Annotated in this window: 9 protein-coding genes; 3 read left to right on the top strand and 6 right to left on the bottom strand. The window is 62.3% G+C overall.

Annotation, left to right across the window (positions count from 1 at the left end):
* Nucleotides 1-45: 45 nt before the first annotated feature.
* From AC04SH_RS24765 to AC04SH_RS24750, 4 genes are all read right to left on the bottom strand, one after another.
* Nucleotides 46-849 carry an amino acid ABC transporter ATP-binding protein gene (locus AC04SH_RS24765; RefSeq protein ID WP_023671483.1) on the bottom strand — a complete coding sequence of 268 codons (804 nt, stop codon included), beginning with the start codon at nt 847-849 and terminating at the stop codon, nt 46-48.
* A 21-nt stretch (nt 850-870) separates the two neighbouring features.
* Nucleotides 871-2028, bottom strand: a complete 1158-nt coding sequence (locus tag AC04SH_RS24760) for an amino acid ABC transporter permease (RefSeq protein WP_477236351.1) — start codon at nt 2026-2028, stop codon at nt 871-873.
* Nucleotides 2029-2032: 4 nt separating this feature from the next.
* Nucleotides 2033-3220, bottom strand: a complete 1188-nt coding sequence (locus tag AC04SH_RS24755) for an amino acid ABC transporter permease (protein ID WP_488577035.1) — start codon at nt 3218-3220, stop codon at nt 2033-2035.
* A 63-nt stretch (nt 3221-3283) separates the two neighbouring features.
* Nucleotides 3284-4312 carry an amino acid ABC transporter substrate-binding protein gene (locus AC04SH_RS24750; protein ID WP_352590233.1) on the bottom strand — a complete coding sequence of 343 codons (1029 nt, stop codon included), beginning with the start codon at nt 4310-4312 and terminating at the stop codon, nt 3284-3286.
* A gap of 470 nt (nt 4313-4782) precedes the next feature.
* Here AC04SH_RS24750 and AC04SH_RS24745 point away from each other — a divergent pair, with 470 nt between their 5' ends.
* Both AC04SH_RS24745 and AC04SH_RS24740 read left to right on the top strand, forming a co-directional pair.
* The gene (locus AC04SH_RS24745; RefSeq protein ID WP_488577034.1) at nt 4783-5952 is read left to right on the top strand and encodes a cystathionine beta-lyase; all 1170 of its coding nucleotides are present in this window, start codon (nt 4783-4785) and stop codon (nt 5950-5952) included.
* Between the two features lie 226 nt (nt 5953-6178).
* Nucleotides 6179-7252 carry an HPP family protein gene (locus tag AC04SH_RS24740; RefSeq protein ID WP_488577033.1) on the top strand — a complete coding sequence of 358 codons (1074 nt, stop codon included), beginning with the start codon at nt 6179-6181 and terminating at the stop codon, nt 7250-7252.
* 56 nt (nt 7253-7308) lie between these two features.
* On the opposite strand, the gene AC04SH_RS24735 is transcribed toward AC04SH_RS24740, so the two are convergent.
* Nucleotides 7309-8208 carry a crotonase/enoyl-CoA hydratase family protein gene (locus AC04SH_RS24735; RefSeq protein WP_488577032.1) on the bottom strand — a complete coding sequence of 300 codons (900 nt, stop codon included), beginning with the start codon at nt 8206-8208 and terminating at the stop codon, nt 7309-7311.
* 83 nt (nt 8209-8291) lie between these two features.
* Between AC04SH_RS24735 and AC04SH_RS24730 the strand changes: the two genes are divergently transcribed.
* Nucleotides 8292-8882 carry a TetR/AcrR family transcriptional regulator gene (locus AC04SH_RS24730; RefSeq protein ID WP_488577031.1) on the top strand — a complete coding sequence of 197 codons (591 nt, stop codon included), beginning with the start codon at nt 8292-8294 and terminating at the stop codon, nt 8880-8882.
* Here the strand turns inward: AC04SH_RS24730 and AC04SH_RS24725 are convergent.
* On the bottom strand, nt 8879-10105 hold the full coding sequence (locus tag AC04SH_RS24725; protein ID WP_488577030.1) for an anion transporter: 1227 nt from the start codon (nt 10103-10105) through the stop codon (nt 8879-8881). The two genes, AC04SH_RS24730 and AC04SH_RS24725, sit on opposite strands and share 4 nt — an antisense overlap.
* Nucleotides 10106-10305: the final 200 nt, after the last annotated feature.

Genomic DNA, 10305 nt, shown 5'->3' with positions numbered 1-10305 from the left:
CCCGGCTGCATTACGGCCGGGCTCTTCTGGTTTGCATGAAAATGCTCAGTGCAGGATCTGCGACAGGAACAGCTTTGTGCGCTCATGGCGCGGATGGTCGAAGAACTCGGCCGGCGTGTTCTGTTCGACGATCTGGCCCTGATCCATGAAGATCACCCGATTGGCGACCTTGCGGGCAAAACCCATCTCGTGGGTGACGCACAGCATCGTCATGCCTTCCTCGGCCAGGCCCACCATCGTCTCCAGCACTTCCTTGATCATTTCGGGATCGAGCGCCGAAGTCGGCTCATCGAACAGCATAATGCGCGGGTTCATGCACAGCGAACGTGCGATCGCTACGCGCTGCTGCTGGCCGCCGGACAGCTGGCCCGGATATTTGTTGGCCTGTTCCGGGATTTTCACGCGCTTGAGGAAGTGCATGGCGATTTCTTCGGCCTGCTTCTTCGGCGTCTTGCGCACCCAGATCGGCGCCAGCGTGCAGTTCTCCAGGATCGTCAGATGCGGGAACAGGTTGAAGTGCTGGAACACCATGCCGACCTCGCGGCGCACCTCGTCGATCTTCTTGAGATCATTGGTGAGCTCCTTGCCGTCGACGATGATCTTGCCCTTCTGGTGTTCCTCCAGCCGGTTGATGCAGCGGATCATGGTCGACTTGCCGGAGCCCGAAGGACCGCAGATGACGATGCGCTCGCCGCGCATCACCTTCAGATTGATGTCCTTCAGCACATGGAACTCGCCATACCATTTGTGCATGCCGATGATGTCGATGGCGACATCGGTGGTCGAGATGTGCATCTTCTTCGCATCGACCTTGATCTCTTCGGCGCTGACGGCGTTTTCTATGACCATGGCAGGTTCCCCTTTTTGTTCTTAGCGTTTGTGGCCGGTGTCGAGCCGGCGTTCCGTGTACATCGAATAGCGCGACATGCCGAAGCAGAACAGCCAGAAGACGAAGGCTGCGAAGATGAGACCAGATCTCGCGGTCTGCGGCGTCGCCCAATTGGCGTCCGCGAAGTTCTGCTTGACGACGCCAAGCAGGTCGAACATCGAGATAATGATCACCAGGCTCGTGTCCTTGAACATGCCTATGAAGGTGTTGACGATGCCGGGAATGACCAGCTTCAGCGCTTGCGGCAGTACGATCAGCGTCATCTTCTGCCAGTAGCCGAGGCCAAGCGAATCCGCGCCCTCGTACTGACCCTTGGGGATCGCCTGCAGACCACCGCGTATCACTTCGGCCATGTAGGCAGCGGCAAACAACGACACACCGATCAACGCCCGGAGGTATTTGTCGAAGGAAACGCCCGCAGGCAGGAACAGCGGCAGCATGACGCTGGCGAAGAACAGCACGGTGATCAGCGGGATGCCGCGAACGAACTCGATGAAGATCACGCACAGCGTCTTGACGATCGGCATCTTGGAGCGTCGGCCGAGCGCTAGCACGATCCCCATCGGCAGCGACACTGCAATACCTACAAAGGACAGGCTGAGCGTCACCAGCAACCCACCCCACAGCTGCGTCTCGACATGGGGCAGGCCAAACATACCGCCAACCAGCAGCACGAAGGCGACGATAGGCAGCACCAGGAAGAGCAGGATGGCGTTCAGCCCCTTGCGTGGCACGCGCGGGATCAGCAGCGGCACCAGCAGCACCACGAACAGGATGGCGACCAGGATCGGCCGCCAGCGTTCTTCGATCGGATAACGGCCAAGCATCAACTGACCGAACTTGGCGTTGACGAAGGCCCAGCAGGCGCCGGACCAGCCGTCCGGCTGGATGCCGCCTTGCGCTGCCGTGGCGCATACCGTGCGATCCGGCCCCACCCATTGGGCGTTGATGAAGGCCCAGTTGATGATGGGCGGCACGATCATCACCACCAGCGCAATAGCCAGTACAGTCAGGATGACGTCGCCCACCGAACCGACCAGGTTCTTACGAACCCATGCCAAAGGCCCCCGCACTCCGGCCGGCGCCTGTTGCGCCAGTGCCATTTCGGTGCGTACCCAGGAGGTATCATGTTCCTGCATGGCCTTACCTCTCCACCAGCGCCATCCTGGCGTTGACCACATTCATGACCGCCGAGGTCACCAGGCTGATTATGAGGTAGACCACCATCATGATCAGCACGCCCTCGACCGCCTGGCCGGTCTGGTTCAGCACGGTGCCGGCGATTGCCGTCAGGTCCGGGTAGCCGATGGCGATGGCCAGCGACGAGTTCTTGGTCAGATTGAGATACTGACTGGTCAGCGGCGGGATGACGATGCGCATGGCCTGAGGAACGACGACAAGCCGCAGGATCGATCCCGGCCGCAGCCCAAGCGCGCCAGCCGCCTCGGTCTGGCCCTTGCTGACGCCGAGAATGCCGGCGCGCACGATCTCGGCAATGAAGGAAGCCGTGTAGAATGACAGCGCCAGATAGAGCGACAGGAACTCGGGTCCGATCTGGAAGCCGCCGGTCAGGTTGAAGGTCGATTGTTTGGGAAAATCGAAGCTCAGCGGAAAGCCGCTCAGCGCGTAGGCCAGCAATGGCAGGCCGACGATCAGCGCCAGCGAAGTCCACAACACCGGAAATTGCTGGCCGGTCGCCATTTGCCGCTGGCGCGCCGTGCGGGCTACGAACCACGCCATGGCGATGCCGACAAGCAAAGCGACGAAGATCAGCCAGGAGCCCTCGCCCCAGATAGCCCGTGGAAAATAGAAGCCGCGCTGGTTGAGGAAAGAGCCGAACGGCAAATTGAAACTGTCGCGAGGCGCCGGCAGCACCGCCAGCACGCCTGAATACCAGAAGAAGATCACCAGCAGCGGCGGGATATTGCGGAACACCTCAACATAAACGGTGCAGATCTTGCGAATCAGCCAGTTTCGCGACAAGCGGCCGATACCGACGACAAAGCCGATGATGGTCGCGGTGACGATGCCGGCGGCGGCGACGATGATGGTGTTGATCAGCCCGACAATGATGGCATCGCCATAGGTCGAGTCCGAAGTGTAAGCGATGGGCCTGACTGGGATGTCGAACCCGGCTCGGTTTTTCAGGAAGCTGAACCCGGAAGCGATATGCAGGCGCTGCAGATTCTCGATAACGTTGTGGACGATCCACCAGACGCCCGCCACCAGCAAGATGACAACCACCGCCTGGAAAAAAATCCCGCGGACTTTTGGATCGTTGATGAAGGAACCCCGGCTCGGCTCCTCGCGAAGAACTTCCTGTGACGCCATTGGACCATCCCCTGGAAAGAGAAACCGGAAGGCAGACGATCTGCCTTCCGGATCACATTTCGATCAGCGGATCGGTGGCGCGTACTGCAGGCCGCCCTTGGTCCACAGCGCATTGATGCCGCGCGCGATCTTCAGCGGGCTGCCGGTGCCGACATTGCGCTCGAACATCTCGCCGTAATTGCCAACTGCCTTGACGATGTTGACGACCCAGTCATTGGACACACCCAGGTCGGTGCCGATCTTGGTTTCGGCTTCCTGACCGAGCACGCGCTTGATCTCCGGGTTGTCCGAGGTCTTCAGCTCCTCGACATTGGCCTGGGTGATGCCGAGTTCCTCGGCCTGCAACAGCGCGAAGTAGGTCCACTTGACGATGTGGTACCACTGGTCGTCACCCTGGCGGACGGCCGGACCGAGCGGCTCCTTGGAGATGATCTCGGGCAGCACGACATGATCGGCCGGCGCGCTGAGCGTCAGGCGGATGCCGTAGAGACCCGACTGGTCGGTGGTGTAGACGTCGCAGCGGCCGGCGTCATAGGCGGCGTTGACCTCTTCCAGCTTTTCGAAGACGACCGGATTGTACTCCATCTTGTTCGCCTTGAAGTAGTCGGCGAGGTTGAGCTCGGTCGTGGTGCCGCTCTGCACGCAGACCGCCGCGCCCGAAAGCTGCAGCGCCGAATTGACGCCCGGCAGCTTCTTGGCGTTGATCATGAAGCCCTGGCCGTCATAGTAGGTGACGCCGATGAAGTTCAGGCCGAGCGCGGTATCGCGATTGATGGTCCAGGTGGTGTTGCGCGACAGGATATCGATCTCGCCCGACTGCAGCGCAGTGAAGCGCTCCTTGGCGCTAAGCGGGGTGAACTTGACCTTGGTGCCGTCGCCGAAGACGGCAGCCGCGACAGCGCGGCAGAAATCAGCATCGATGCCTTTCCAGTCGCCCTTGTCGTCAGGCGCCGAGAAACCGGCCAGACCAGTCGAGACACCGCACTGGATGAAGCCCTTCGCCTTGACGTCGTCGAGGGTGGTCGCCGACGCAGCCGAAGCCATCCATCCAAGCGCAGCGGCGCCGAGAATGCCAATTGCAATGTGTTTCATAACCCACAGACCCTTTTCTGTTTTTCAGGTAAACCCTGATCCTCAGGCAAATCCTGATCTTTTTCCCGTGTGAACCCGGCTCCCATCCGGTGCATTCCGGAACCCCGCGTCGTAACCGACGCCCGGCCCCTCCCATTCACGAACTGCATCGAAGGCGATTATTCCTGTGAGGTCAAGGGAAATGACCGATTCACGACAGCTTTGAAAACCAATTGCCGCGAATGCCTGAAATGCACACAAGAGCACCAGGAAATCGGCAACCCGTGCAAACAAATCAGTCAAAGAAGCAGCCGCACAAGTCCATAGCTCGCGGCTGACTCAGCCGTCACCGCAGCGATGCTTTGTTGGAGGCGCGAACCGCGATGGATTGGCCCATCTAAACCCACCGCTTGGCGGGTCCACGGCTGTTGCGCGGGCTTTGCCACCGCTTTATGGCTGATCTCCTTACATCCTTTGACAGGCGGCGAACCATGGCGACAGACGGCAGCGAACTGGGCATCAACACGCGGCTTGCCCATTCCGGCAACAACCCGCACGACTATTTCGGCTTCGTCAATCCGCCGGTCGTGCATGCCTCGACCGTGCTCTACCCCAATGCCGCGACGATGGCCGCGCGCAGCCAGAAATACACCTACGGCACGCGCGGTACGCCGACCACCGACGCGCTGGCGCATGCGATCGACGCTCTGGAAGGCTCGGCCGGCACGATAATCGTGCCGTCGGGCCTGGCGGCGGTGACCATTCCGCTGCTGGCTTTCCTGTCGGCGGGCGATCACGTTTTGATCGTCGATTCCGTCTATCATCCGACCCGCAATTTCGCCGACACGATGCTGAAGCGGCTGGGCGTCGAGGTCGAGTATTACGATCCATATGCCGGCGCCGGCATCGCCGGGCTGATCAAGCCCAACACCAAGGTCGTGTTCACGGAATCGCCGGCCTCAAACACTTTCGAGGTGCAGGACGTCCCGGCCATCGTCAAGGCGGCGCATGCGGCCGGCGCCATCGTCATGATGGACAACACCTGGGCGACGCCGCTCTATTTCCGCCCGCTCGACCACGGCGTCGATATCTCGATCCATGCGGCGACGAAATATCCCGCCGGACATTCCGACGTGCTGATGGGCGCAGCGTCAGCCAATGCCGACTGCTGGAAACAGCTGTGCGAGACGTTCTACACAATGGGCTGCTGTGCCGGTCCCGACGACGTCTACCAAGTGCTGCGCGGCCTGCGCACGATGGGCGTGCGGCTGGATCACCATCAAAAGAGCGCGCTCGCCATTGCCGGCTGGCTGGAGAGCCAGCCCGGCGTGGCACGCGTGCTGCACCCGGCGCTTCCCAGCCATCCCGATCACGCGGTGTGGAAGCGCGATTTTTCCGGCTCGAGCGGCATCTTTTCCATTGTGCTCAAGGGGGGTGGCCAGAAACAGCAGCACGCCTTCCTCGATGCGCTGAAGATCTTCGGCCTCGGCTATTCCTGGGGCGGCTATGAAAGCCTTGCCGTGCCGGTCTTCCTCGGCGATCGCACCGTCGCCAAAGGCCCCTATGAAGGCCCACTCATCCGCCTGCAGATCGGGCTCGAGGACGTCGAGGACCTCAAGGCCGACATCCTGCGCGGACTGACCGCTGCCGCGGCGGCATGAACCGCAACCTACCAAGCTGAATCCGCAAACCGGCCCAAAGGCCTGAAAAGACTGGCTGGGAAGCGTTGTGAGACGCCCGATGTCGCAAAGCCGCTCATTGCTCGGCCGTGCGCAATGTTATTTCCCCAGTATGCGGTTTTTCGAATTGGATTGACTTTCAAAGCGGGCAGTCAGCCCGCATTGCAAGGCGCTTCGAGCCGCAACTTCCAGCCAGACTGAGCTTGCCATGGCCTTTCGTCTCTTTGTCCCCATTCTCGCCGGCGCGACGCTGCGTGAACGCCTCATCGCCTGTATCGGCGCGATGATCGGCATTGCGCTGACCGGAGCGATCGGCGCGCTGGTGCTCGGCAACGGCCCGCATGTGCCGCTGCTGGTGGCGCCGATGGGCGCGTCGGCGGTGCTGCTGTTTGCGGTGCCTGCGAGCCCACTGGCGCAGCCATGGTCGATCATCGGCGGCAACACCATATCCACGCTGATCGGCGTGATCGTTGCGCATTTCGTGCACGAGCCGGCTCTCGCCACGGGCATGGCCGTGGCGCTGGCGATCGCCGCCATGTCGTTCACCCGCTGCCTGCATCCGCCGGGCGGGGCCGCCGCGTTGACCGCCGTCCTCGGCGGACCGGCGGTGACCAGCGCCGGCTTCCTGTTTCCCTTCGTGCCGGTGGCGCTGAATTCCATCATTCTGGTCGCACTCGGCTATGGTTTCCACAGGCTGTCGCGACGCAGCTACCCGCACCGGCCCGCCCCTGCCGCCAACAGCCATGGAACGGGAGACCCGCCGGCTGTGCAGCGCGTCGGCTTCCGGCCCGAGGATATCGATGCCGCGCTTGGTGCATTGGACGAGACTTTCGACATCGACCGCAGCGATCTCGAATTGGTGCTGCGCCAGGTCGAACTGCAGGCCATGGTCCGCACGCACCGGACATTGCTGTGCGCCGACATCATGTCCCGCGACGTGGTGTCGGTGCCTGAGCACGCCTCGCCTGATCAGGCGCGAAAGCAACTCCTGGACCACAACATCCGCACCTTGCCGGTGGTCGACGCGGAGGCAAGGCTGGTCGGCGCCGTCGGCCTTCGCGAATTGACGAGAGCCACCGAAACGGTGAATGGCGTGATGTCGAACGCCGGCACCGCCTCCCCCGACACACCGGCAATGAGCCTGCTTCCCGTGCTCACCGACGGGCGCAGCCATGCCGTGGTGATCATTGACAGCGAGCGCCGGATCCTGGGCCTGATCACGCAGACCGACCTCCTGGCGGCGGCCGCTCGGATACAGACGACGCCTCTGGTGACGGCCTAGCGCTGGCAAGATCGCCGAACCGGCTGCCATCGCGTCAGTCCCGTTTCGTGCCGTCGTTATCCCGACTTCGATCGCGGTATGGATGGCTGCGGAGCGCCATCCTGCCCGGCGCGGTCGAGCCGCAGCGAAGTCCGCCTTGCCTCGTCCGGCCGCGTGACATGGGCCCATGAGCCATCATAGGCGGGCCTGCGCCGTTCGATCCAGGCGTCGAGGCCTTCGCGCAGGTCGGCGGTCGGGGCCATGCGGGCGAACTGCTCGGCCTCGACCAGCAAACCCTCGGCTATGCTGTGGTTTAAGCCGCGCGCCACTGCGGTGAGGATCGAGGCAATTGCAGCAGGAGAGTGCGCGACGATGCGTCGGGCGAGATCGAGCGCGGCCGGCATCAGCTCCTCGTGCGGCACCACCTGGTTGACAAGGCCGAGTTCGAGGGCGCGCGGCGGCGGGAACCAATCGCCGGTCAACAACAGTTCGAGCGCCCGCTTGCGCCCGGCCAGTCTCGGAAGCCGCTGCGTGCCACCGAAGGTGGGCGGCATTGCGAGGTTGATCTCAGGCTTGGCGAACAAGGCGCGGTCGCTGGCGATGGCGAGCGGCACGGCTTCGGTGATCTCGCAGCCGCCGCCAAAGGCGATGCCGTTGACGGCGGCTATGACAGGTTTGCGAAACGCTTCCAGCCTTGCCGTCAGCCGCTGTCCGCGCAGGACGAAGTCGCGCAGCGCGACGTCGGCGCCGTTGGCCACGCTGCCTGAAAATTCGTGAATGTCGCCGCCGGCGGAGAAGGCGCGCTCTCCAGCTCCGGTGAGGATGATGGCGCGGATGGCATCGTCTGTCTCGATCGCATCAAGAAGCGCGAGCAGGCGATCGATCAGCGCATAGTTCAAGGCGTTGAGCTTTTCGGGACGATTGAGTGTGAGGATGGCGATCCCGCTGCGGGCCTCTGTGAGCACAAGCTCGGTCATGTCTCTTCCCTTTCCTGCGTTTATCAACGGAAAGGATCAGGCTTTCGATTGTATGTATATTCACTAGTCGGTATACTTTCTCGATGAGCGAAGTGCCGAACCCTACCCGCAAACGCCTTGTCGATGCCGCAACGAAGCTGTTCTATGCCGAAGGGATCGGCCGCGTCAGCGTCGATGCAGTGGCCGAAAAAGCCGGGCTGACCAAGCGCACGCTGTACTATCACTTCAAGAGCAAGGACGATTTGATCGCCGCCTATCTCGACGGTCGCGACCAGCCGAACATCAAGCAAATGGCCGGCTGGTTCGAAGCGGCCGAAGGCGATGTCGAGCGCAAGGTCGAGGCGATCTTCATCAATCTGGCGCGTGTGGCGAAGAACCCGAAATGGAAAGGCTGCGGCTTCCTGCGCACGGCAGCCGAACTCGCTTCGATGCCCGGACATCCCGCCGTCAAGGCCGGCTCACGGCACAAGAAGAACTTCGAGACCTGGCTGACCGGCGAACTCTCCGGTTACGGCGTCGACGAGCCGCAGACCCTGGCGCGTGAAATCGTGCTTTTGATGGACGGCGCCTTTTCGATCATGCTGATCCACCGCGACCCCGATTATGTCGAGGCGGCGGGACATGCCGCTGCAACGCTGGTTCGGGCACGGTTGGTGTCAGCGACCATCTCCTAGAATCCAACAGCCAGCCAAGCCGTGCCGGCAGCAAGGGTCAGCAGCGTTAGCGGCACGCCGACCTTGAAGAAAGCTGAAAAGGACAGCTGTTTGCCGGCGGCCCGCGCCTGCTCGGCGACGATCAAATTGGCGACCGAGCCGAGCAAGGTGAAGTTGCCGGCCAGCGTCGAACTCATCGCCACCACCAGCCAGGCGCGCTCGGGGTTTTCCAGGCCGGGTATGAACGGCCTCAGCGCCAGGACCGCCGGAACATTGCTCATGATGTTGGAAAGCACAGCGGTGAAGCCGGACAGCCGCCAGACGTCGTCCAGGCCAAGGTTCTTGGCGAAAGCAATGATATCGGGCGTCAGCAGCGTTTTCTCGGCGCCGGCGACGACAATGAACAGGCCGGCGAACATGAACAGCAATGGCCCGTCTATCTCGCGATATATGCGTGCGGGCTTGATGGCGCGGGTGAGCAACAGGATGGCGCCACCGATGAGTGCCGCCTTGGCGACCGGAACGCCGGCGAAGAATGCGGCCGCCAGGCCTATGCAGACAATTACTGCCTTCAGCACCTGACCAGGCAGCATGCGGCCGCGATAGACTTCCGGGCTGAGTTCGGCACTGCGCGCGAATTCGGTGCGGTAGACGACGCGCACGATGACGATGACGGCGACGAGGCCGAACAGGGCGACCGGCGCAAGCGCGGCCGAAAAGGCCGGATAGGAAATTTCCGACAGCGCGCCGATGACCATGTTCTGCGGGTTGCCGGTGATGGTGGCGACGCTGCCGCAGTTGGATGCGGTGGCGGTGGCGATCAGGTAGGGGATGGGATTGCGGTTGATGACGCGGGTGACGTGGACGACGATCGGCGCCATCACCAGGCAGATGGCGTCATTGACCAGGAAGGCCGACAGCACGCCGGTCAGGAACGTCACCATCACCAGAAGCATAAATGGCGCGTGCGCATGCTCGATAGCGTAGGCGCCGAGAGCGCGAAAGGCGCCCGAGACCTTCAGGTGCGCAACGACGATCATCATGCCGAGCAGCAGCGTGATGGTGTCGAAGTTGATGGCGCGATAGGCATCTTCCATGCTGAGCGCGCCGATGGCGATCATCGCAGCACCGCCGAGCAAGGCGATCCCTGCCCGGTCGAGACGCAGGCCCGGGATGCGGCCGATGGCGACGCCGGCATAGGTCAGGATGAGAACCAGCAATGCCGCCGCGCCCATCAATGTCATTGGCAGACCATCCCCGTTTAAACGAACCGACGCCGGAATGGATTGTTTCCGCTCAGGCATTTGCCGCGCAGCTTTAACGCCGCTCCAGCAAAGCGAAAGCGCCGATGACGATCCGGATGTGAAAATCGGTGGGCAAATCGCGGGCTGACCAGCGCCGGGAGCGGCTGGAGCTTGTCCCTGACACGGCCGGGATTAAGACA

The organism is Mesorhizobium sp. CNPSo 4688, from assembly GCF_057784295.1.
This window is presented reverse-complemented; position numbering and strand designations above follow the sequence as displayed.

What these genes read in the sequence shown, in the direction of transcription:
- AC04SH_RS24725 (WP_488577030.1), bottom strand. Translation starts at nt 10,105, where the DNA reads ATGACATTGATGGGCGCGGCGGCATTGCTGGTTCTCATCCTGACCTAT.
- AC04SH_RS24735 (WP_488577032.1), bottom strand. Translation starts at nt 8,208, where the DNA reads ATGACCGAGCTTGTGCTCACAGAGGCCCGCAGCGGGATCGCCATCCTC.
- AC04SH_RS24765 (WP_023671483.1), bottom strand. Translation starts at nt 849, where the DNA reads ATGGTCATAGAAAACGCCGTCAGCGCCGAAGAGATCAAGGTCGATGCG.
- AC04SH_RS24740 (WP_488577033.1), top strand. Translation starts at nt 6,179, where the DNA reads ATGGCCTTTCGTCTCTTTGTCCCCATTCTCGCCGGCGCGACGCTGCGT.
- AC04SH_RS24745 (WP_488577034.1), top strand. Translation starts at nt 4,783, where the DNA reads ATGGCGACAGACGGCAGCGAACTGGGCATCAACACGCGGCTTGCCCAT.
- AC04SH_RS24730 (WP_488577031.1), top strand. Translation starts at nt 8,292, where the DNA reads ATGAGCGAAGTGCCGAACCCTACCCGCAAACGCCTTGTCGATGCCGCA.
- AC04SH_RS24755 (WP_488577035.1), bottom strand. Translation starts at nt 3,220, where the DNA reads ATGGCGTCACAGGAAGTTCTTCGCGAGGAGCCGAGCCGGGGTTCCTTC.
- AC04SH_RS24760 (WP_477236351.1), bottom strand. Translation starts at nt 2,028, where the DNA reads ATGCAGGAACATGATACCTCCTGGGTACGCACCGAAATGGCACTGGCG.
- AC04SH_RS24750 (WP_352590233.1), bottom strand. Translation starts at nt 4,312, where the DNA reads ATGAAACACATTGCAATTGGCATTCTCGGCGCCGCTGCGCTTGGATGG.